The sequence below is a fragment of the Janthinobacterium sp. TND4EL3 genome (assembly GCF_900156175.1).
Lineage (GTDB): Bacteria > Pseudomonadota > Gammaproteobacteria > Burkholderiales > Burkholderiaceae_D > Janthinobacterium.
Genome location: NZ_FTMV01000009.1, coordinates 226,097 through 247,641 on the forward strand (window position 1 = coordinate 226,097; position 21,545 = coordinate 247,641).

Genomic DNA, 21,545 nt, shown 5'->3' on the forward strand with positions numbered 1-21,545 from the left:
AACACTTTACTGACCTCTCATGACTACCCTTCTTCAGCGTGACATTCAAACCTGGCGCGACATCGGCGGCCTGCACACGGCCGAGGAAATCGCCCACCAGCCCGCCATCTGGCGCGCGCTGGCCGGCATTTTGCGCAAGGAGCAAGCCAGCCTGGCTGCCTTCCTGGGCGACGCGCTGTCCAATCCGCAGCAGCGCGTCATCCTGACGGGCGCCGGCAGCTCGGCCTATGTGGGCGAAATCGTCGTCGACACCCTGAACGCGGCCTGGCCAGCGCAGATCCGCGCCATCGCCACCACCACCCTGCTGACGCACCATGAGCTGTACCTGGAAGCGGATGCGCCCACCCTGCTCGTCTCGTTTGCCCGCAGCGGCGACAGCCCGGAAAGCCTGGCGGCCGTGGAACTGCTGCGGCAGGTCGTGCCCGGCGCGCGCTTCCTGAACATCACCTGCAACGCCGATGGCAAGCTGGCACGCCAAGGCGCCAACGATGTCAATACATACAACCTGCTGATGCCGCAAGGCAGCTGCGACCGCGGCTTCGCCATGACCAGCAGCTTTAGCAGCATGCTGCTGGCAGCCCTGTCGGTACTGGGCAAGGACGTCGACGTGGCGCGCCTGGACACCCTGGCGCAGCTGGGCGAAGACGCCTTGCGCAACTGGTCGGCTCCCGTGGCGGAGCTGGGCTCGCAGCCGGTACAGCGCGTGGTCTACCTGGGCAGCGGCCCGCTGGAAGCGCTGGCCAAGGAAGCGGCCCTGAAAATCCTGGAATTGACGGGCGGCCGCGTGATGGCGATGGCAAATACCGCGCTGGGCTTTCGCCACGGCCCGAAATCGGCCGTTACCACGGAATCCCTGGTGATCCTGCTGCGCAGCAGCAAGCCGCTGGCGCGCCAGTACGAAGACGATCTATTGAAGGAACTGCAGCGCGACAGCGTGGCGCAGCGCTGCCTGACGGTGGGTATCGGCGGCGACCTGTCGGCCGACGCGCCGGCCTGGCCCGACGCCTGGCTGGCCCCGCTGTGGCTGCTGATGGCGCAGCAATATGCGCTGCACCAGTCCGCGCTGCTGCAACTGCGCCCCGACAATCCATTTGCCGGCGGCATCGTCAACCGTGTCGTGCAGGGCGTCACCATCTATGGCCATGACCAATTCTAATCACACCGCCGGTTATCACGGCATCGACATCGGCGGCAGCAAGATGGAGCTGGTGGGCTTTCATGACGACGATGGCGTGCTGACGGAAGCGTTCCGCGAGCGCGTGGCCACGCCGGGCGACGATTTTGCCGCCTTCGTGCAGGCGATCGTCGACCTGGTGGCGCGCGGCGACGCGGCGCTGGGCACGACGGCGCCTGTCGGCATCGGTTTACCCGGCGTGATCGACAGCGCCAGCGGCCGGCAACTGAGCTCCAACGTGCCGGCCCTGAACGGCCGCCTGGTGGCGCAGACCCTGCAGCAGGCCTTAAAACGTCCAGTCGCCATCGGCAACGATTGCCAGTGTTTCGCCCTGTCGGAAGCGCAGGGCGGCGCGGCCGACCATGCCGCCAGCATGTTCGGCGCCATCCTCGGCACGGGCGCCGGCGGCGGCTATTGCGTGGGCGGCCGGCTGCTGCGCGGCTTTAACGGCGTGGCCGGCGAATGGGGCCACTGGAGCCTGCCCGCCACCCTGCTGGCGCAGCACGGTTTGATCGACTACGCCTGCCCGTGCGGCAAGACGGGCTGCCTGGAACGCTACGTCTCCGGCCCCGCCATGAGCAAGTTGTATGCGCATTTTGGCGGCGAAGGCACAGAAGCGCTGGCCACGCTGGCCATTATCGGCCGCGCCAACATGGGCGACGCCATTGCCCAGCGCACGGTGGCCGTGCACCTCGACGTGCTGGGCCACGCCCTGGCCGGCCTGGTACTGGCCTACGACCCGCACGTCATCGTGCTCGGCGGCGGCCTGTCCAAGCTGCCGCACCTGTACGACAAGCTCCCGGCCGCCGTGAAGCGCCATTTGTTCCCCGGCGTGCACGTGCCGCCCATCCTGCCGCCCCGCTTTGGCGACGCCGGCGGCGCGCGCGGCGCGGCCCTTTTGATACGACAACATATAAAGGCGTCAACATGATGAAGCAAGCGGAAAACCCGGGTTTTACCCTGTCGCCCATCCAGCAAGTGATCAAGGCGCACCGCCGCGGCGAGCGCGTGGGCCTGTACGCCGTCTGCTGCAGCCACCCGAGCGTGCTGCGCGCCGCCATGCGCGTGGCCAGCGAGTACGACACCGTGTTGCTGGTCGAGGCCACGTCGAACCAGGTCGACCAGTTCGGCGGCTACACGGGCATGACACCAGCCGTTTTCCGCGACACCATGCTGGCACTGGCCCGCGAACAGGGTTTCCCCGCCAGCCGCCTGGTGCTGGGCGGCGACCACCTGGGCCCGAACGCCTGGCAGCACCTCGATGCGGCCACCGCCATGGCCCACGCCGAGACGCTGATCGCCGCGTATGCGTCGGCCGGCTTCCATAAAATCCACCTCGATTGCAGCATGCGCTGTGCCGATGATCCCCTGCAGCTCGACGATGAAACCGTGGCGGCCCGTTCGGCGCGCCTGTGCATCGTCGCCGAAGCGGCGGCCGCGGCCGCCGGCTTCGCGCCGCCCGTCTACGTGATCGGCACGGAAGTGCCGATTCCGGGCGGCGAAGCGTCGTTGGCGCAGGCCGGCGCCGTCACCAGCCCGCAGGCCGCGCGCCGCACGCTGGACGTGCATTGCCGCGCCTTCCTCGACAACGGCCTGCACGACGCCTGGCGCCGCGTCATCGCCATGGTGGTGCAGCCGGGCGTCGATTTCGACCAGAGCAGCATCCAGCACTACGACGCGGAGGCCGCCGCCGAACTGTCGGCCTTCGTGGCCGAGCAGCCGGGCCTCGTGTTCGAAGCCCACTCGACCGACTACCAGCGCGAGTCCGCCCTGCACGCCATGGTGCGCGACCATTTCGCCATCCTGAAAGTGGGCCCGGCCGCCACCTTCGCCCTGCGCGAGGCGCTGTTCGCCCTGTGCCAGATCGAGGAAGAACTGCTGCCGGCGCACGCCACCTCGCAGCTGATGCAGGTGCTCGACGACGTCATGGTGGCCAAGCCGAAGAACTGGATCAAGCATTACCTGGGCACGCCGGAAGAACAGCGATTGATGCGCCGCTACGGCTTGAGCGACCGCTGCCGCTATTACTGGGGCGAGCCGGAAGTGGCTGCCGCCGTCGGCAAGCTGCTGGCCAACCTCGATGCCGTGGCGATTCCGCTGCCGCTGCTGAGCCAGCATTTGCCGGAACAGTATGCGGCCGTGGTGCAGGGCAGCCTGCCAGCGCAGGCGCCGGCCTTGATCGAGCACAAGATCGGCAGCTTGCTGGCGCAATATGCGCGCGCCTGCAACCGCAATGCGGCAGTGGCCGTCATTGCCGAAGCGGCAATCTGTTAAGCTCGGTATTTTCACTTTTACCGAGCCCGCCACCATGCGAAATACCAGCCAACGCCGTGAATCCATCCTCCAAATGCTTGCCCAGCAGGGCTCGGTGCAGGTGACCGATCTGGTGGAAAAGCTCGGCGTGTCCGCGGTCACCATCCGCAGCGACTTGAATGCGCTGGAAGCGCAAGGCATGGCCACGCGCAGCCACGGCGGCGCGACCCTGACGCGCACGCCGCCGCCCGAGCATACGATACGCCAGAAGGATGCCATCAACCACGAGCAGAAGGAGCGCATCGGCGCCTATGCGGCGCGGCTGGTGGAACCGGGCGACAACATCATCATCGACTCGGGCACCACCACCATCTCGCTGGCGCGCCATCTGCGCGATGCGACGGGCGTGACGGTGGCCACGAATGGCCTGAACATCGCGTGGGAGCTGGCCGACGCGCCGGGCGTGGACCTGATCCTCACGGGCGGTCTGCTGCGCAAGCAGTCGCTGTCGATCCAGGGCAGCCAGGCCGAAACCTGCTTGCAGGCCTACAGCTTCGACAAGCTGTTCCTGGGCGTGGACGGCTTCGACCTGCAGTTCGGCGTCACCACCCACCACGAAGCGGAAGCGAGCCTGAACCACAAGATGGTGGAACGGGCCAAGAAAATCATCGTCCTCACGGACGCCTCGAAGTTCGGCCGCGTCAGCCTGCACCGCATCGTGCAGCTGGACCGCGTCGATACCGTCATCACCGATGCCAGCATCAGCCAGGAATACCGCGAAGGGCTGCAAAAGCTGGGCATCGAACTTTTTATAGCGGAATAACACATGCTGAGCGGCAGAATCCTTACCCCATCTGGCTGGATCACGGGCACCATCACTTTTGACCAGCGCATCGTCCAGATACAGGAAGACCCTGCCGCGGACAGCGCGCTGACCATCCTGCCCGGCTTCATCGACCTGCACGTGCACGGCGCGGCCGGCGTCGACATCATGGAAGGCGCAAACGCGGGCGCCACGGTGGCGCAGGTACACGCGCGCCACGGCACCACGGCCCTGCTGGGCACCACCCTGACGGCGAAAGAACCATCGATCGTGCGCGCCCTGCAAGGCCTGGCCGGCGTCATCGCCGAACGTCCCGCCAACGGCGCGCGCATGCTGGGCGTGCACCTGGAAGGACCGTTCTTGAACCTGCACCGCCTGGGCGCGCAGCCGCCCGACGTGGTGCAGGCGAGCCTGGCTCTCGTGCAGCGCTTCCACGCCATCGCCCCCATCAAGGTCTTGACCATGGCGCCGGAAATCCCCGGCCACCTGGAACTGATCCCGCAGCTGGCGGCCATGGGCATCCGCGTGCAGATCGGCCACAGCGCCGGCACGTATGACGAAGGCGTGGCGGCGCTCAAGGCCGGGGTCTCGGGCTTCACCCACCTGTACAACGGCATGACGGGCATGACACACTACGACCCCGGCATGGTGGGCGCGGCGCTGGCGCACGCCGAATACGCGGAAATCATCCCCGACCTGCAGCACGTGGCCAAGGGCGCCCTGCGCGCGGCCCTGCGCGCCATCCCGCGCCTGTACGGCGTGACGGACGCCACCTCGGCCACCGGCATGCCCGACGGCGAATACGGCCTGGGCACGCAGCGCGTCTACAAATGCATGGGCTGCGTGCGCCTGGCCACGGGCTCGCTGGCCGGCAGCGTGCTGACCATGGACCAGGCCCTGCGCAATTTCGTCGACCTGGGCCTGGACCTGGCCGACGCCTCGAACCGTTTGTCGCTGTACCCCGCCGACTACCTGGGCGAATCCGAACGGGGCCGTCTGGCACCGGGCGCCTGGGCCGACATCGTCGTCCTCGATTTCCGGTTACAGCCAGTGTCCGTCTTCGTCGAAGGCGCGGCCATCGATCTTTCCACCCGCTAGATTCCGTCTCTAGAACCAGCCCCCAACCTCAACCCCGTCCCGGAGTTACCATGCACGACACGTCACACAAGGCCCCCGTGTGGGCCATGCGCTACCTGCTATTTATTGCCGGCATGGGGGGATTGCTGTACGGCATAGACATCGGCATCATCGCCGGCGCCCTGCCCTACCTGGAATCGACCGCCTCCGTGGCCTGGAAACTGACGGCCCAGCAGCTGAGCTTTATCGTCGCCGCCGTGCTGCTGGGCTCCGTCCTGTCCTCGCTGTTCGCCGGCGCCCTGGCCGATATCCTGGGCCGGCGCTGGGTAATGTTCCTGGCCGGCGCCCTGTTCAGCGCGAGCATTCCATTGATTGCCCTGGCCGACGGCTACACGCCGCTGCTGCTGGGCCGTCTGCTGCAAGGCATCAGCGGCGGCTTGATCGGCGTCGTCGTGCCCCTGTACCTGGCCGAATGCCTGCCGGCGCAACAGCGTGGACGGGGCGCCGCCCTGTTCCAGCTGCTGCTGACCATCGGCCTGGTGGCGGCCGCCCTGATCGGCCTGCTGCAGGCGCAGACAGTGGAAACGGCCACGCAGGCGGCGCAGGCCTTGCCGGAAGCGGGCCGCATCGCCGCCATCTTCGCGGCCAAGGACCACGCCTGGCGCAGCATCTTCTGGGTCTGTCTGACGCCGGGCCTCGTATTTACCATCGGCGCCCTGCTGCTGGCCGAGTCGCCGCGCTGGCTGGCGCAACGGGGCCGCATCGCGCAGGCGCGCCAGTCGCTGCTGCGCACGCGCCTGCCCGCCGCCGCCGACATCGAGTTGCGCGAGATGCAAGACACGCCCGAGAACGCGGCCAAGGCCAGCGGCAAGGCGAAAGACCCGCTGCTGAGCCGCCGCTATGTGCTGCCCTTCCTGCTGGCCTGCCTGATCCTCGCCTGTACCCAGGCGACGGGCATCAATTCCATCCTCGCCTATGTCGTCAATATTCTCAACCAGGCGGGCCTGTCGGGCGCCTCGGCCAACATGGCGGACGTCCTGTTGAAGGTGCTGAACGCCGTGATGACGGTGGTGGCCGTGCTGCTGGTGGACCGCAAGGGCCGCAAGTTCCTGCTGATGCTGGGCACGGGCGGCATTGTCGTCTCGCTGCTGGCGGCCGGCCTGCTGTTCCGCGGCGCCGAAGCGCACCTGGCCGACGTGCGCCCCGCCATCGCCGCCCAGGTGCACAACGACGGCCTGGCCGTGCACCTCGATGCGGCCACCCTGACGGCCCTGGGCGCGGCCGCCGACGGCACGCCGCAGCAGCTGACCATCGCCTACGCCTACGGTCCGTTCACCAACGTGAAGAGCCTGCGCAGCGACGATCCCGTGCTGCGCCAGGTGACCATCGCCCGCGAAGACGCCGTGCAGGCCGACAGCGTGATCGGCGTGTTCTTCCGCAAGCTGCACCTGAACCCGTTCGCCGACCCGGCCGCCGGACGCGAGGCGCCGCTGCGCATCGAAAAGGCCAGCCTGGGCCCCGTGCCCTCGTCCACGCACGGCTGGCTGGTGGCCGTCGCCATCTGCGTGTTCGTTTCCAGCTTCGCCGTGGGACCGGGCGTGTGCGTGTGGCTGGCCCTGTCCGAGCTGATGCCGACCCGTATCCGCTCGAACGGCATGAGCATCGCGCTGCTGGTGAACCAGTTCGTGTCGACCGTGATCGCCGCCATCTTCCTGCCCACCGTTGGCTTGCATGGCTATTCGACCTTGTTCTTCTTCGGCGCCGGCTGCACCGTGCTGTATTTCCTGGCGGCAGCATTTTTGCTCCCCGAAACGAAGGGCAAGACCCTGGAAGAGATCGAAGCGCACTTTTCCAGGTAACCAACTGTAGCAGTCTCCTTTCCAGCTCCGGACCACCATCCGGGGCTGTTTTTTTGCCTGCCGGACAAGTTTACAACGCTGGCGCGCACGTCACCGTACGGTTTTCCTTCTGGAATCACGGGCGCGTGGGCTAGAATCTGGCTGCGTCGTGCTACTCACGAGGCGGCAATGGCGCCATGACAAAAAACCACCAGGAGACACAGTGAGCTTATTTAGAACCAAGAATTTGGATGACATGATTGCCCACAGCAAGAAACCGGGAGGTCTGGCCAAGGTGCTGGGACCGTTCGACCTTGTCCTCATGGGCATCGGCGCCATCGTCGGCACCGGTATTTTCGTGCTCACCGGCACGGGCGCGCTGACGGCCGGCCCCGCCCTGTCGCTGTCCTTCGTCGTGGCGGCCGTCGCCTGCTGCTTCGCCGCCCTGTGCTATGCGGAATTCGCCTCCACCGTGCCGGTGGCCGGCTCCATCTACACCTACAGCTATGCCACCCTGGGCGAGCTGGCCGCCTGGATGATAGGCTGGGACTTGCTGCTCGAATACGGCCTGGCCGCAGCCGCCGTCTCCGTCGGCTGGTCCGGCTATTTCCAGTCGCTGCTGTCGGGCTTTGGCATCACCCTGCCCGTGGCCCTGACGGCCGCACCGGGCGCCCTGCCCGGCGTGACCACCTTCATCAACCTGCCGGCCCTGGTCATCATGCTGGCCCTGACAGCCATGCTGGGCTGGGGCGTGCGCGAATCGGCCCGCCTGAACAACATCATGGTGGCCATCAAGGTGGGCGTGGTGCTGCTGTTCATCATCTTCGGCGCGCGCCACGTGCAGCCGGCCAACTGGCAGCCCTACATGCCCTTCGGCTACCACGGCATGCTGAGCGCCGCCGCCCTCGTCTTCTTCGCCTTCATCGGCTTTGACGCCGTCACCTCGGCCGCCGAGGAAGTCAAGAAGCCGTCGCGCGACTTGCCCATTGGAATTATCGGCTCGCTGGCCGTATGCGCCGTGCTGTACGTGGTGGTCTCGGCCATCATGACGGGCATCGTGCCGTACCAGAAATTCCTCGGCGTCGACCATCCCGTCTCGCTGGCCCTGCAATATGCGGGCGAAAACTGGATCGCCGGCTTCGTCGACCTGGGCGCCATCCTCGGCATGACCACCGTGATCCTCGTGATGGCCTTCGGCCAGACGCGCATCATCTTCGCCATGTCGCGCGACGGCTTGCTGCCCAAGCGCCTGTCGACCGTGCACCCGCGCTTCCACACGCCGTTCTTCGCCACTTGGCTGGTCGGCATCGTCTTCGGCCTGATCGCCGCCACGATCCCGCTCAACATCCTCGCAGAGCTGATCAACATCGGCACCCTGGCCGCCTTCACCATGGTCTCCGTGGCCGTGGTGGTGCTGCGCAAGCGCCGCCCCGACCTGCCGCGCGCCTTCCGCTGTCCCGGCGTGCCCTACGTGCCGGCGCTGGCCGTGATCCTGTGCGTGGGCCTGATGACGTTCCTGAGCTGGGTTACCTGGGTGGCGTTTTCCATCTGGCTCGTGCTGGGCCTGATCATCTACTTCGGCTACGCTCGCCGCCGTTCGCTGCTGCACCCGCCGCAGTAAAAAGTCCCGTGCAGCGACACATCCTGTCGCTGCCGCAGTTAAGATGGCGGTTTCGCAATCCTGCAGGCCGCCATCCATGCAACGTTCCCCCGACCTCATCGCACAACTGGACCAGAGCACGGACCAGCTCAAGCGCGCGCGCCTGCGCAACATGCAACTGCTGGCCGCCGGCCTGCTGCTGCTGGCCGCGCTGATCTTCGCCTTGGCCCGCTGGCAACGGGACGGCCACCCCGCCTGGGGCTATGTGGAAGCGTTTGCCGAAGCGGCCATGGTGGGCGCGATCGCCGACTGGTTCGCCGTTGTCGCCCTGTTCCGCCACCCGCTGGGCATCCCGCTGTGGCATACGGCCATTATCCCGAACAGCAAGGCCGACATCGGCCGCAGCCTGGGCGCCTTCGTGGAAAACCATTTCATTACCGAGCAAGGCATCGCCGAGCGCATCGCGCAAGCCGATCCCGCCGCGCGCCTGGGCGCCTGGCTCGGCGACCCCGTTCACGCGCGGCAGCTGGGCATGGCCGGCGCCGGCGTCGCCAGGCAGCTGCTGGCGATGGCCGACCACGACAAACTGGGCCGCCTGCTGCGCGAGCAGGCCGGCGGCTACCTCGCTCAATTGAATCTGTCGGACGTGGCGGCCGACTGCATCGATGCGCTGATCGCCGACGGCAAGCCGCAGGCGCTGCTGGACTTCCTGCTCGACCGCAGCGCCGCCTACCTGGACGACGAGGCGCACCACGCCGCCATCGGCGACTTCGTGCTGGGCGCCTTCCAGATCGAGAACGCGCTGGTCAAAAAAGCCGTGAAAGCATATGAGCCGCGCATGATCGCCTCGCTGCAAAAATTCGCCCTCGCCGTGCGCATCGACCCCGGTCACCCGTTGCGCCAGCGCATCGCCGGCTGGATCGCCGACAGCGCGCTGCACCTGAAGGCCGACCCGCAGTGGCAAGCCACGGTGCGCCGCTACCAGTTGCAGCTGATTGCCAGCGATACGGTGCAAACCATGCTGGGCGACGTGTGGGACGCCATCCGCGCGCGCGTGCTGGCCGACCTGCATGCCGACGCCCCCGTGCTGGCGCAAGCGATTGCCAGCCTGGCGCGCAATACGGGCCAGGTGCTGGGTGCTGACAAGGCGGCGCGGGCATGGCTGAACGGCGCCATCGTCGCCGGCAGCGGCACGCTGGTACGGCGCTACCGGGGCGAAGTGGGCGCCTTCATCGCCGCCCGCCTGGACTTGTGGAGCAAGGATGAAATGAGCGAACGCATCGAACTGGCCATCGGGCGCGACCTGCAATTCATCCGCATCAACGGCACCATCGTGGGCGGCCTGGCGGGCTTGCTGATTTACGCCGCCAGCCATGCGATCTAGGCGCAAGTTCCCGCCGCGCGTGCGGGGCCGGCCACTGTCCATGCCGGCGCCTGGCGCGGCACGCTTCGGCCAGGCACACCGGCATTCGTTGCGGCATCCGCCGAATCACGCCGGCTGCGGTTTCGCCAGCCCCGGCATCGATAACAGCTTGCGCGGTGCGGCGGCCCTGGCGGTCGGCCGCGATATGGCGGCGCCGGCCGCCATATCGCGCACCAGCTGGAAGGAATCGACCAGCGTTGCCAGTTGCACGGCCTGCTGCTGCATGTCGGCCGCCGCGGCGGCAGCCTGTTCGACCAGGGCCGCATTTTGCTGCGTCACGTCATCCATCTGCGTGATGGCATGGTTGATCTGCTCGATGCCCTCGCTCTGCTCCTGGCTGGCGGCCGTGATGTCGGCCATGTAGCCCGCGACCTGGCGCACCGACTGTTCGATATCGCCCATCGTCTTGCCGGCGTCCTGCACCAGGCGGCTCCCCATGCTCACCTTGTCCACCGAGTCGCCGATCAGCACCTTGATTTCCTTGGCCGCCTGGGCCGAGCGGTGCGCCAGATTGCGCACCTCGGACGCCACCACGGCAAAGCCGCGCCCCTGTTCGCCGGCCCGCGCCGCCTCGACGGCTGCATTCAGGGCCAGGATATTCGTCTGGAAGGCGATGCCGTCGATCACGCCGATGATGTCGACGATCTTGCGCGAGCTGTCCTGGATCGTGCTCATGGTGGCGATCACCTGCGACATGGCTTGCTCGCCCTTGTGCGCCGTGTCGGAGGCGCTACTGACGAGGCGGTTCGCCTCGCGCGCATTGTCGGCATTCTGCCTGACCGTGCCGGTCAGCTCTTCCATGGAAGACGCCGTCTCTTCCAGCGCGCTGGCCTGCGACTCCGTGCGCCGCGACAGGTTCGCATTGCCTGCGGCGATTTCTTCCGCGCCACGGCCCACCACGCCCGTCGATTCCTTGATTTGCCCGACCAGCAGCTTGACATTCGTCTGCAGCACGCGCAGCGCCTGGACCACCGCCGTGAGCTCGTCGTTGCCGCTGGCGCTGATGTTGCCCGACAGGTCGCCCGCGCTCATGCGCTCGATATCGCTGCGCATGCGCTGCAGCGGCGCCACGGCCGCGCGTTGCAAGGTGTAACCGCCGGCCGCGCACGACACCACGCCGCACAAAGTACTGAACAGCATCGGCATGCCGGCGTGACCCGACGCCACGTAGGAAATGGCCGGCGCGGCGACGAACAGCAGCGCCAGCGAACCGAAGACGAGTCCCATCCTGGCGCGCAGCGACAGCTGCGCCATCGGGTTCAGGCGCCGCAGGGCCGAGCGGTGCACGGCCACGCCTTCGCGTACTTCGAGTGTCGTGCTGCCTTGCTTGATGGCCTGGTACGCGCGCTCGGCGGCGGCCACCTGTTCCCGGCTGGGTTTTACGCGGATCGAGGTATAGCCCACCATCTGACCGTTTTCCAGCATCGGCGCGGCATTCGCTTCCACCCAGTAGTAGTCGCCATTCTTGCAGCGGTTCTTGACCATGCCCGTCCACGCCTTGCCGCTCTTGATGGTGCGCCAGAAGTCGGCGAAGGCCTCGACCGGCATGTCCGGATGGCGCACGATGTTCTGCGGCGCGCCGATCAGCTCCTCGGCCGAAAAGCCGCTGATATCGATGAAATCCTGATTGACATAGGTGATATTGCCCTGCAGGTCAGTCTTCGATACCACCGTCTGACCATCATGCAGCACATATTCCTTGTTCGTTACCGGCATATTTGTACGCATCTCTGTCTCCCTTATCCTACACAACCGAATGACGGCGCCATCCGGAAACAAGCGCTCTTGCGCCCTGGCCTGAACAACACGACTAATTCCCGCTCAGATCCTGACAAGCAGCGAGAGGCGTCTTGCCAACAACTTGCCTCCATTCGCCAGCTTTTTGATTTGGATTGAATTCATTGTGCAACATGAATTAACCAATTACAACATTTAATTTAAAAATTTAAACGAATTTGTCATTTTTGAAATGGTGACAAATGGATAGATTCTCGTGATCGCACAGCGAAAACAAGCATGGTCAGGCAAGGCCGGACAAAAAAACGACAGTTGCGCCACAAACACAAATCATTAAAATCATTAAATTCATTGCATTCTATTTTATTTGAGGTATGATGATTGACATGGGGAAATAAAAGGCGATGCGATGACAGCGCCACTTTCGCCACTCGGGAAGTCCGCACCTATGCAGGGGAGATACGCATGAACAAAGTCCTGGCCTTACGCCTGCTCGACGCCGCAGAAGACGCCGCCGTCATCATCGACGCCGCTTCACGCATCCACTATGCGAACGACGCCATGTATGCGCTGAGCGGCTACACACCGGGCAGCCTTGCGGGCCAGCAGCTCGAGGCGCTGCTGCCGGATTCCGTGCGCGAGCAGCACGGGGCGCAGATCGGCGCCTATCTGGCCGGCGAAAAGAAGTCCAGGGTACTGGGACACAAGCGCCATTTCGCCATTCGCCACCACGACGGCTCCATGCTGCCCATCGTGCTCAAGGCCATGGACCTCGGCAAGCTCGGCGACGACAACTACATGGGCGCCTTTTTCATCGACCAGCGCCGCGAGCGCGCCATCGAACAGCAGAATGCGGCCCGCTGGCAGCAGCTGCAGCGCATCGCCCTGAGCGACCCGCTGACCCACCTGCCCAACCGCCGCGCCTTCGAGGTCGAGGCCGTGCGTTCAGCCGCGCGGGCCAGGCGCGCTGGCAGCCCCCTGGCCATCGGCATCGCCGACATCGATTTCTTCAAGCACGTCAACGACCAGCATGGCCATGCCGCCGGCGACGCCGTCCTGCAAGCCGTCGCCGCCGTGTTCCAGTTCCAGGCGCGGGCCTCGGATGTCGTCGCCCGCGTGGGCGGCGAGGAATTCGGCTTCCTGTTCCCGCATACGGACATGGCCATGGCCTGCCAGGTAGCCGAGCGCATACGCTGCGCCGTGGAAGAGACGCGTTTCGAGTTCGGCAAGCTGTATATTCCTGTGACGATCAGCATCGGCCTGGCGCCGCTGCCCGACAACGGCGACTGGAAGGCGGGCTTCATGCACGCCGACGCCGCGCTCTACCAGGCCAAGAACAATGGCCGCAACCGCATCGAGCAAGCCTGAGTAAGCCTGAGTAAGCAGCCATATCCGCCGTTTCATTCACCACGCAGCACCTGACAGGAGCAAGCACATGGAAACCACCACGACACATGCCGCAGCGGCGAGCCAGCTGGCGCAAGCGGACGCCCGGGAATTGCTGGTCTTCGGACTCGGCAAGGAGGAATACGCGATCGACATCGGCCTGGTGCAGGAAATCCGCGGCTACGGCGCGGTCACCCGCATCGCCAGCGCCCCCGCCTTCCTCAAGGGCTTCATCCACCTGCGCGGCAGCATCGTGCCGCTGGTCGACCTGCGCATTTCGCTGGGCCAGGCCGAACCCGCCTACGACGCCTCGACCGTCGTCATCATCCTGATCTTCGCGCAGGGCGCCACCGGCATCGTGGTCGACCGCGTGGCCGACGTGGTGCAGCTGGCGCCAGCGCAGATCAAGCCGCCGCCGCAGCTGCACGGCTCGGCGATGGCCGGTCACGTGACGGCCATCGGCACCCTGGACGAGCGCATGCTGATCGTGCTCGACATGGACAGCCTGCTATCGGGCATGGGCATGCACGCCGGCGGAAAACTGGCGGCCTGAGACAGCCGCCAGCCCCGCCCACCATACGAACCCGCCCCGCCGGAGACACCATGAGCATCCTGATCGTCGATGACAACGACACCAACCTGCACCTGCTTTCGACCCTTGCGCGCAAGGCCAGCGCCAGCGAGCCGGTCTGCATGAGCGATCCCATCGACGCCCTGTACTGGTGCGAATCGCATGTGCCGGACCTGGTCTTGCTCGATTACCGCATGCCTAGCCTGTCCGGCAATGAATTTCTCGGCATTTTCCGCAAGATGCAGCACATGGCCGACATTCCGATCATCATGGTGACCACCGAAAACGACCGTGCCGTGCGCAACCAGGCCTTTTCGCTGGGCGTGACCGAGTTTCTCACCAAGCCCGTCGACACCATCGAATTCAGTTTGCGCGTACGCAACCTGCTGGCCCTGCGCACGGCCCAAACCATGCTGGCCGACCGCGCCAAGCTGCTCGAGCACGAGGTGCGCCAGGCCATCGCCGACGTCACGGCGCGCGAAATGGAGCTGGTCACGCGCCTGGCGCGGGCGGCCGAATTCCGCGACCCTGAAACAGGCGGCCACATCATGCGCATGGCCCGCTATTCCGCACTGATCGCCAGCAACCTGGGACTGGCGCCGGAATGGCAGGACATGCTGCTCAAGGCGGCGCCCATGCACGACGTGGGCAAGCTGGCCACGCCCGACCACATCCTGCTCAAGCCGGGCCGGCTGGACCCCGATGAAATGGCCATCATGCGCCAGCACGCGGAAATCGGCGGCCAGATCCTGGCCGGCAGCGATTCACCGCTGATCCGCCTGGCCGAGGAAATCGCCAGCGGCCACCACGAGAAATACGACGGCAGCGGCTATCCGCGCGGCCTGGCGGGCGAGCAGATACCTTTGTCGGCGCGCATCGTGGCCGTGGCCGACGTCTTCGATGCGCTCAGTTCGGAGCGCCCCTACAAGCCGGCCTGGCCTTTGGAGCAGGCGCGCCTGTTCCTGCAACAGAACAAGGGCAGCCACTTCTGCCCAAGCTGCATCGACGCCTTCCTGGGCGCCTGGGACGAGGTGCTGGCCATCCGCGACAGCCTGCCCGATCCCGTCCACCCCCACGCCCACCCACTCTAAGCGAGGAGCCTGCCATGCGCTTGCAACAACTGATCCTGAACAACCATGCCGACTTCGACGCGGCCCTGGCGCCACTGGCGCTGATGCAGCCGCATCTGGTGCTGGTCTTCGGCGCCTGCGCCTACTTTGCCGCGTCCGACCTGACGGAGGCGCTGCGCCGCCAGCTTCCCGGGGCCGTCATCGCCGGCTGCTCCACGGCTGGTGAAATCGCCGGCAAGCGCGTCTACGACGACAGCTGCGTCATCACCGCCATCCGCTTTGCCCACACCACGGTGGCCATCGCCGACGCCATCATCTGCGACATGGCCGATTCGCACGATACGGGCCAGCGCCTGGCGCAGGCGCTGCCGCAGGAGGGCCTGGCGGCCGTCTTCATGCTGGGCACGGGCGTGGCCATCAACGGCAGCGCCCTCATCGCCGGGCTGCAGGCCAGCCTGCCGCCCGGCGTGACGGTTTCCGGCGGGCTGGCGGCCGACGGCGGCGCCTTCCGCCAGACGTGGACCCTGGGTCCGCGCGGCGCGGCCGACAATACCGTCGTTGCCGTCGGCCTGTACGGCGAGCGCATCCGCCTCGGCTACGGCAGCCATGCGGGCTGGGAAGCGTTCGGCCCCGCGCGCAAGGTGACGCGCTGCGTCGGCAACGTGCTGTATGGCCTCGATGGCGCGCGCGCGCTCGACATCTACAAGCTGTACCTGGGCGACTATGCGCGCGACCTGCCCGGCTCGGGCCTGCTGTTCCCCTTTGAAATGCTGTCGGCCGCGCATGAGAAAAGCAATGTCTTCCGCACCATCCTGGCCGTCGACGAGGAACAGGGTTCGCTGACCCTGGCCGGCGACATCCTCGCCGACGGCTACCTGAAACTGATGCATTCGAGCACCAACAAGCTGATCGACGGGGCGGAAACGGCGGCGCGCGGCGTCGTGCCGCAGCCCGACGCCGTGGGCGAGCAACTGGCACTGCTGGTCAGCTGCGTGGGGCGCAAGCTGGTCATGGGCGACCGGGTCGACGAGGAGGTCGAAGCCGTGGCCGACCTGCTGGGCGGCGGCGCGAGCTGCATCGCCGGGTTTTACTCGAACGGCGAAATCGGCATCGCCCAGCCGCAGGGCGCGTGCCAGCTGCATAACCAGACGATGACCGTGACCGTACTGAGCGAAACATGAACCGCACCCTCGCACGCCAACTGAACCGGGTCTGTAACATCGACTCGGAAAGCGCCCGCGATGCCCTGCTGGCGCAGGCACAGGCACTGAGCGGGCAAGCCGGCACGCCGCCCGAATTGGCCGGTTTCCTGGCCGGCCTGCCGGCCCTGCTGCAGCGCATCGACAGCGCCTACGACCAGTCGGAGCGCGACCTGGACCTGCGTTCGCGCAGCCTGGAGCTCAGTTCCACGGAACTGAGCCTGACCAACGACCTGCTGCGCACGGAACTGGCCAGCCGCAACCGCGTCCTGCAATCGCTGCGCGTGGCGGCCGTACGCCTGCTCGACAACAACGATTCCGGCCTGCACCTGCCGCAGGAAGGCGATATCGAGGGCCTGTCGGTGTTGCTGGCCGACCTGGTGGCGCAGCAGGAGCTGCGCCGCATCGAATTGCTGAACCAGCGCTTTGCGATGGATCAACATGCCATTGTCAGCATTACCGACACGGCCGGCGTCATCATCTACGTCAACGACAAGTTTTGCGCCATCAGCGGCTACGCGCGCGAAGAACTGATCGGCAAGACGCACCGCCTGATCAATTCGCGCTCGCACCCGGACGCCTTTTTCGCGCAGATGTGGCAAACCATCACCACGGGCCAGGTGTGGCATGGCGAAATCTGCAACCATGCCAAGAACGGCGGGCAATACTGGGTCGACGCCACCATCGTGCCCTTCCTCGACGCGGCCGGCAAGCCCTATCAGTACATCGCCATCCGCACGGAAATCAGCGAAAGCAAGCGCATGGCCGAAACCATCGCGAAAAGCGAGCGCGAATACCGCAATGTCGTCAACAGCCTCAATGAAGTGGTCTTCCGCACGGACCTGCAGGGCGTGTGGACCTTCCTCAACCCGGCCTGGCACGCCATCACCGGTTTTGCCATCGCCGACAGCCTGGGCCGGAACGTGCTGCACTTTATCGACGCGCGCGACCGCGAGCGCGTCGCCGACGGCCTGTCCCAGCTGATGGGACGCCAGGTGGACAGCATGCGCCACGAAGCGCGCTACATCACCCGCGACGGCAACGTGCGCTGGATCGACGTGTGCGCGCGCGCCGAACACGACGGCCAGGGGCGGCTGGCAGGCATTACCGGCAGCCTCACCGACATCACGGAGCGCCGCCTGGCGGCGCGCGAGCTGCGCCACAACCTCAATTTCGTCGATGCGCTGATCGAAACCATTCCTATCCCCCTGTACCTGAAGGACGTGCAGGGCCGCTACCTGCGCGCCAACCGCGCCTTCTGCGCCTTCTTCCAGCTCCCCCAGTCGGACATCCTGGGCCTGACGGCGGCCGACCTCCTGCCGCCGCAGGAGGCGCAGCAGGTGGCGCGGCAGGATGTGCGCCTGATGCTCGACAAGGGAAGCCAGACATATGAAGACCGGCTGACCATCGGCGGGCGGCAGGTCGATGTGCTGTTCAGCAAGGCGACCCTGCTGAAGTCCGACGGCGGCTTGAGCGGCCTGGTGGGCACCCTGGTCGACATTTCCAGCCAAAAAGCGGCCGAACGGGCCCTGCTGCTGGCCAAGGAAGTGGCCGAATCGGCCAGCCGCTCGAAGAGCGAGTTCCTGGCCAACATGAGCCATGAAATCCGCACGCCGATGAACGGCATCCTCGGCATGACGGACCTGGTGCTCGACTCCCAGCTCGATGCCCACCAGCGCAAGTACCTGGAAATCGTCAAGGCCTCGGCCGACGCGCTGCTGTGCATCATCAATGACATCCTCGACTTCTCGAAGATCGAGGCGGGCATGCTGACGCTGGAAAGCATCCCCTTCGACCTGCGCCAGCTGATGCAGGAAACCATGCGCGCGCACGCCATGCGGGCGCAGGCCAGCGGCCTGGAACTGGTGCTCGACCTCGATCCGGCGCTGCCGCAGACCGTGCTCGGCGACCCTGGCCGCCTGCGCCAGGTGCTGACCAACCTGACGGGCAACGCCATCAAGTTCACGCCGCGCGGCGAGGTCATCGTCAGCGCCCGGCTGCGCGCCAGCGGGGACGGCATGGCGCAGCTGCAACTGGACGTGCGCGACACCGGCATCGGCATCGCCGCCGACATGCAGGAAGCCGTCTTCGACGCCTTCCAGCAGGAAGACGGCTCGACCACGCGGCGCTTCGGCGGCACGGGACTGGGCCTGTCGATCACGCGGCGCCTGGTGACGATGATGAAAGGCGAGATCAGCCTGTCGAGCGAACTGGGCAAGGGAAGCACCTTCAGCGTGGACCTGTCCCTGCCCGTCAGCGACAACCGCCTGCCCCTGCCGCCGCCCGGCGCCTCGCTGGCGGGACGCAGCATCACGCTGGTCGACGACAATCCCAGCAGCCTGACCATCCTGCGCAGGATCTTCGAGCACTGCGGCGCCAGCGTTACCGCCTGCGAGTCCGGCGAGGCGGCGCTGGACGCCTGCCGCACCAGCCTGCCGACGGACTGCATCATCATGGACTTTGCCATGCCCGGCATGAACGGCTTCGACACGGCCACGGCGCTGGCCGCCCTGCCCCACTGGAGCCAGGTGCCCATCGTCATGCTGTCATCGAGCGGCAGCCTGGGCGACGCGGCGCGCTGCCGTGAACTGGGCATTCAGGGCTATCTGCTCAAGCCGGCCAGCCCGGAGGAATTGCTGAGCGTCACCCTGAGCGTGCTGGGCACCTGCCGCGGCGAGCCCAGCGCCGCTCCCGTGGTCACGCGCCACGCCATCCGCGAAAGCATGCCCGGCCTGGACATCCTGCTGGTCGAGGACAATGCCATGAACCGCGAACTGGCCACCGTGCTGCTGACGAATGCCGGACACAAGGTCACGCATGCTGCACATGGCCGCGAAGCGCTCGAACACCATGCGGCAGGCCACTTCGACCTGATCCTGATGGACTTGCAGATGCCGGAAATGGGCGGTTTCGAAGCCACCGCGCAAATTCGCCAGCGCGAAGCGCAGGGCATGCCGAAAAGCGTCATCATCGCCATGACGGCCAGCGCCTTCGAAGGCGACCGCGAACGCTGCATCGACGGCGGCATGGATGACTACCTGTCCAAGCCCTTCCGCACGGCGGCGTTCCAGAGCCTGATCCAGCAGCATGTGTTGCAAATTGGCAAACACATGCCGCCGCCCGCCACGGCGCCCGAGGCGGCGCCGGCGCTGGCCGACGGCGCCCCCCGCTTCGACTATGCCGCCGCGCTGGCCGGCGCCGATGCCGACGTGATCGCCATCATCGGCGCTTCCTTCCTGGACGGCTTGCCGGCGCAACTGGCCGCCCTGCGCGCGGCCCTGCAGGCGGACGACCGGCCCACCGTCAGCCGGCAGGCGCATACGCTGGCCGGCTTGCTGGGCAATTTCCATGCGGCGCCCGCCGTCGCCATCGCCACGGCCATCGAAAGCGAAGCGGCCGCCGCCGGGCCGGCGGCGCTGCTGGCGCGCCTCGATGCGCTGGAAGTCCAGTTGCGCCTGTTTGTCGAGGAAGCGGGCGCGGGGATAGGTGGGACGGAGAGCATGCTGCACGCATCCGGGCAAACTTGATGTAGATCATAATTTTTTGAACAAGCTCTTGCTATCCTGTAAAAAAATAGCCGGAGTCCCTATGAGCATCACGCAGCATGGTACGCAAGACAACGAACGCCTGGGCAGCGCCTGGCAAGGCGTGCCCGCGCCGTGCTACCCGGAAAACGCGCCTTCGGGCGCCACGCTGGACCTGTTCCTGAACGCCTGGCTGGGCAAGTTCACGGGCGGCATTTCCCCCGCCGCACTGGGCAATGCCTATGCCGACTGGCTCGGCCACCTGGCGCTGGCGCCGTCGAAGCAGCAGACGCTGCTGCAGGAAGCGTGGAAGAAGATCTGGCGCTGGCAGCAGTACGCGCTGCTGTCTGCGCAACCGGGCACCACGTTCGAGCAGCCGTGCATCGCGCCGCTGCCGCAGGACCGGCGCTTCGAAGACCCGGCCTGGCAGCGCTGGCCATACAACCTGGTCTACCAGGGCTTCTTGCTGCAGCAGCAATGGTGGCACCGCGCCACCACGGGCGTGCGCGGCGTGTCGCCGCACCATGAGGACGTCGTCACCTTTACGGTGCGCCAGTGGCTCGACATGCTGGCGCCGTCGAACTTCATGCTGACCAATCCCGTGGTGCAGCAAGCCACCGTGGCAAGCGGCGGCGCCAACCTGGTGCACGGCGCGCAGCACCTGGCCGAAGACTGGCGCCGCGCCGCCATGGGCGCGCACGCGCCCGACCAGCGCACCTATCAAGTGGGCGTGAACGTGGCCGTCACGCCGGGCAAGGTGGTCTACCGCAACGACCTGATCGAACTGCTGCAGTACGCGCCGGCCGGCGCAAGCGTGCAGGCGACGCCGCTGCTGTTCGTGCCTGCCTGGATCATGAAGTACTACATCCTCGACCTGTCGCCGCACAATTCGCTGGTGCGCTACCTGGTCGAGCAGGGTCACACGGTATTCATGATTTCCTGGAAAAATCCGCTGGAGGCGGACCGCGAACTGTCGCTGGAAGACTACCGCCAGCTCGGCGTGATGGACGCGCTCGACGCCGTCGCCCGCATCACGGGCGCGCCGCAGGTGCACGCGGCCGGCTACTGCCTGGGCGGCACCCTGCTGGCGATTGCCGCCGCCACGATGGCGCGCGACGGCGATGCGCGCCTGGCCAGCCTCACCATGCTGGCCTCGCAGGTGGACTTCAAGGAACCGGGCGAACTGTCGCTGTTCATCGACGACAGCCAGGTGAGCTTCCTGGAAGCGGCCATGTGGAAGCAGGGCTACCTCGATACGCGGCAGATGGCGGGTGCCTTCCAGCTGCTGCGCTCGAATGACCTGATCTGGTCGCGCCGCCTGCGCCACTACCTGCTGGGGCTCGATGAGCAGGACAGCGACCTGATGGCCTGGAATGCGGACGCCACGCGCATGCCCTGCCGCATGCACTCGGAATACCTGCGCCAGCTCTTCCTGCACAACGACCTGGCCGAGGGCCGCTACCGCACGGCGGGCCGCCATATCGCCCTGCCCGACATCCACGCGCCCATCTTCGCCGTCGGCACCCTGACGGACCACGTGGCGCCGTGGCGCTCCGTCTACAAGCTGCAGTTGCTGACCGACACGGACGTCACTTTTTTGCTCACCTCGGGCGGCCACAATGCGGGCGTCGTCTCGCCGCCAGGCCAGCCGCGCCGCAGCTACCAGCTGGCCACGCACCGCCACGACGAACCCTACATCGACGCCGACAGCTGGCAGCACGACGTGCCACGCCAGCAGGGTTCCTGGTGGCCCGCCTGGCAGGCGTGGCTGGCGCAGCGCTCCGGCGCGCCAGTGGCGCCGCCGCCCATGGGGGCTGACCTGGGCGACGCCCCCGGCAGCTACGTGCTGCAACCCTGACAACCGATATCC

The 21,545-nt window shown here is 66.5% G+C and carries 15 protein-coding genes; 14 read left to right on the top strand and 1 reads right to left on the bottom strand.

The features are described from left to right. The first annotated feature begins 19 nt into the window (after positions 1 to 19). The 8 genes from BXA07_RS16015 (at position 20) to BXA07_RS16050 (ending at position 10,149) form a co-directional block, all read left to right on the top strand. Positions 20 to 1,156: an AgaS family sugar isomerase gene (locus BXA07_RS16015; RefSeq protein ID WP_076568889.1), complete on the top strand. Its 1,137-nt coding sequence runs from the start codon at positions 20 to 22 to the stop codon at positions 1,154 to 1,156. Next, positions 1,143 to 2,105, top strand: coding sequence for an ROK family protein (locus BXA07_RS16020; protein ID WP_076568890.1), 963 nt, complete (start codon positions 1,143 to 1,145; stop codon positions 2,103 to 2,105). The genes BXA07_RS16015 and BXA07_RS16020 overlap by 14 nt, the downstream gene beginning before the upstream one ends. Beyond that, positions 2,105 to 3,448, top strand: a complete 1,344-nt coding sequence (locus BXA07_RS16025; RefSeq protein WP_212592328.1) for a D-tagatose-bisphosphate aldolase, class II, non-catalytic subunit — start codon at positions 2,105 to 2,107, stop codon at positions 3,446 to 3,448. Before BXA07_RS16020 ends, BXA07_RS16025 begins: the two co-directional genes overlap by 1 nt. Before the next feature lie 34 nt (positions 3,449 to 3,482). Beyond that, the gene (locus tag BXA07_RS16030) at positions 3,483 to 4,250 is read left to right on the top strand and encodes a DeoR family transcriptional regulator (protein WP_034781637.1); all 768 of its coding nucleotides are present in this window, start codon (positions 3,483 to 3,485) and stop codon (positions 4,248 to 4,250) included. 3 nt (positions 4,251 to 4,253) lie between these two features. Beyond that, entirely contained in the window at positions 4,254 to 5,348 is a 1,095-nt protein-coding gene (locus BXA07_RS16035) for an N-acetylglucosamine-6-phosphate deacetylase (RefSeq protein WP_076568891.1), read from the top strand. Positions 5,349 to 5,398: 50 nt separating this feature from the next. Next, positions 5,399 to 7,186, top strand: coding sequence for an MFS transporter (locus BXA07_RS16040; protein ID WP_076568892.1), 1,788 nt, complete (start codon positions 5,399 to 5,401; stop codon positions 7,184 to 7,186). A gap of 202 nt (positions 7,187 to 7,388) precedes the next feature. Further along, the gene (locus tag BXA07_RS16045; protein ID WP_076568893.1) at positions 7,389 to 8,786 is read left to right on the top strand and encodes a branched-chain amino acid transporter BcaP; all 1,398 of its coding nucleotides are present in this window, start codon (positions 7,389 to 7,391) and stop codon (positions 8,784 to 8,786) included. 76 nt (positions 8,787 to 8,862) lie between these two features. Next, entirely contained in the window at positions 8,863 to 10,149 is a 1,287-nt protein-coding gene (locus BXA07_RS16050) for a DUF445 domain-containing protein (RefSeq protein WP_076568894.1), read from the top strand. 105 nt (positions 10,150 to 10,254) lie between these two features. Here BXA07_RS16050 and BXA07_RS31640 read toward each other — a convergent pair whose 3' ends face one another. Then, on the bottom strand, positions 10,255 to 11,916 hold the full coding sequence (locus BXA07_RS31640; RefSeq protein ID WP_076568895.1) for a methyl-accepting chemotaxis protein: 1,662 nt from the start codon (positions 11,914 to 11,916) through the stop codon (positions 10,255 to 10,257). A 474-nt stretch (positions 11,917 to 12,390) separates the two neighbouring features. Here BXA07_RS31640 and BXA07_RS16060 point away from each other — a divergent pair, with 474 nt between their 5' ends. From BXA07_RS16060 to BXA07_RS16085, 6 genes are all read left to right on the top strand, one after another. Next, positions 12,391 to 13,293 carry a GGDEF domain-containing protein gene (locus tag BXA07_RS16060; protein WP_076568896.1) on the top strand — a complete coding sequence of 301 codons (903 nt, stop codon included), beginning with the start codon at positions 12,391 to 12,393 and terminating at the stop codon, positions 13,291 to 13,293. 67 nt (positions 13,294 to 13,360) lie between these two features. Continuing rightward, positions 13,361 to 13,864 carry a chemotaxis protein CheW gene (locus tag BXA07_RS16065; RefSeq protein ID WP_076568897.1) on the top strand — a complete coding sequence of 168 codons (504 nt, stop codon included), beginning with the start codon at positions 13,361 to 13,363 and terminating at the stop codon, positions 13,862 to 13,864. Positions 13,865 to 13,914: 50 nt separating this feature from the next. Next, complete coding sequence (locus tag BXA07_RS16070; RefSeq protein ID WP_076568898.1) at positions 13,915 to 14,973, top strand: HD domain-containing phosphohydrolase; 1,059 nt, start codon at positions 13,915 to 13,917, stop codon at positions 14,971 to 14,973. A 14-nt stretch (positions 14,974 to 14,987) separates the two neighbouring features. Then, on the top strand, positions 14,988 to 16,133 hold the full coding sequence (locus BXA07_RS16075) for an FIST signal transduction protein (RefSeq protein WP_076568899.1): 1,146 nt from the start codon (positions 14,988 to 14,990) through the stop codon (positions 16,131 to 16,133). Beyond that, a complete protein-coding gene (locus BXA07_RS16080) occupies positions 16,130 to 19,678 on the top strand; it encodes a PAS domain S-box protein (RefSeq protein ID WP_076568900.1) in 3,549 nt (1,182 codons plus the stop codon). Before BXA07_RS16075 ends, BXA07_RS16080 begins: the two co-directional genes overlap by 4 nt. A gap of 61 nt (positions 19,679 to 19,739) precedes the next feature. Further along, positions 19,740 to 21,533: a PHA/PHB synthase family protein gene (locus BXA07_RS16085; RefSeq protein ID WP_083708325.1), complete on the top strand. Its 1,794-nt coding sequence runs from the start codon at positions 19,740 to 19,742 to the stop codon at positions 21,531 to 21,533. Positions 21,534 to 21,545: the final 12 nt, after the last annotated feature.